The sequence below is a fragment of the Telluribacter roseus genome (genome assembly GCF_017355915.2).
Taxonomy (GTDB): Bacteria; Bacteroidota; Bacteroidia; order Cytophagales; family Spirosomataceae; genus Telluribacter.
Map to the genome: position 1 here is coordinate 1 of NZ_JAFEUV020000036.1, position 1,548 is coordinate 1,548.

The 1,548-nt window shown below is 35.3% G+C and carries 2 protein-coding genes; both read right to left on the reverse strand.

Translation table 11 applies throughout. The features are described from left to right. Window positions 1-84: 84 nt before the first annotated feature. The gene (locus JTN23_RS25715) at window positions 85-621 is read right to left on the reverse strand and encodes a KpnI family restriction enzyme N-terminal domain-containing protein (protein ID WP_247237995.1); all 537 of its coding nucleotides are present in this window, start codon (window positions 619-621) and stop codon (window positions 85-87) included. A gap of 468 nt (window positions 622-1,089) precedes the next feature. Further along, entirely contained in the window at window positions 1,090-1,419 is a 330-nt protein-coding gene (locus JTN23_RS25720) for a DNA cytosine methyltransferase (RefSeq protein WP_310586749.1), read from the reverse strand. Window positions 1,420-1,548: the final 129 nt, after the last annotated feature.

A 1,548-nucleotide genomic window follows, 5' to 3' on the forward strand; every position in this document is an offset into this window, starting at 1 on the left:
ATCAGATAAACTTGCTGGAGGAAGATCCAGCCTTAATTCAAGTATTCTTCCGCAAGAAGGAAGTTGCATTCTTTACGGATTAATTCACGCATCAATAAGCAAAAGATATTTTATTATTTTGTCTTGAACAGCAATTTTCTCTCTCCGGATTTGATTAATTTGTTTCCATCTATAAGCTGCATCTCGGTCCTGTTGGTCCTTCAATAGTATATACTCGTCTGGTTTTATTCTATTTACATCCAGACTGTTGTTATCCCATTCATTAGCACCTTGCATACTTTTAACTGTTTTACCACTGAGAATTGGCCATCCCTCCTGAACTCGTAATTCTCTAATCCGTCGCGGGTACTCACTTATACCTGAGACAACCATTAATTCCTCTGTTTCAATTATAGTCATAGGATTCTTCCTGAAGTATAGCAGTATTCGCTCACGAGCTGAGTATTCAGTATGACTGTCTATAATGGATATGCCTATTTTACGCAGCAGCATAAAAGCAGGAATTAACTTTTGGACTTTAGTTCTAAAGTCCGTAGTTGTGGAGTGAGCAATAAATTTATCCAAAAGTTCAACTAACTGATTCCTTGCTTTCTCTGCATCAAAAGCTTTATGTATAGTCATAATAATTGTACTTGAAGTCGAGGAGCTATTTTTATAACCATTTAGTTAAATATTAAAATAACGACTGACTAGTTGTATATTTTTCATGAATAGCATATTGCCGCTTTATTTTACTTTTATCGTACAAAAATTAATTATTTAAAATGTTCCCATTAAGAGATGGGGTGTATGGAGGTGTGAAGGTTTAGGAAGCAGAACTTTAAAGGCTCCATCTATGATTCAATAAATCGCTTATTTATAACAATGTATAAAATAGTCTTTTTCAATTGAATAGTTTTTTACATATCTAAATCATTTATATATGTATATGACTTAATGTGCTAGTGCAATTACTACAAGTAGTTCGAAATAAATGATATTCTTTGTTTAGTCTAGGCCTATGCTGAGCTTCTTTAATGAACAGCTCAGTGGGCAGTAATTGTAGTTTATGATAACCAACATTATTCACTAAATCTAATATAAACTTATCTATATTTCTATTGCCTGAACTGACTCCTGATCCTTTTTGAAATAATGATAATTATAATGTCTCCAAACAGCATCTGCAATATGACCGGATATTCCAACTGCTACAGCATTACCAATTTGACGAGCCACTTCAATTTTATTTCCTTTAAATATGAAGTCATCTGGAAAACCCTGAATGCGTGCAGCTTCACGATGCGTAATAGGACGATGCTGCTCTGGATGCAGATAACGCCCTTTCTCCGGCTTAAAAAACTCTGTCCGAATAGTTACTGAGGGACGATCCCACCAGAGTCGGCCAAATAGATCTGTTCCTCCACTTTTTTTGTTTATCCAGCATTTAGGAGTAAGATGAGGAGCTACTGTAGATCGTCAGCGAAAAGTGGACAACTGCGGGTGAAAAGAGAAGAGAAGGTTTTATCCTCTTTGGAGTTGCTGAAAAATATGATTTTTCCGACGTTT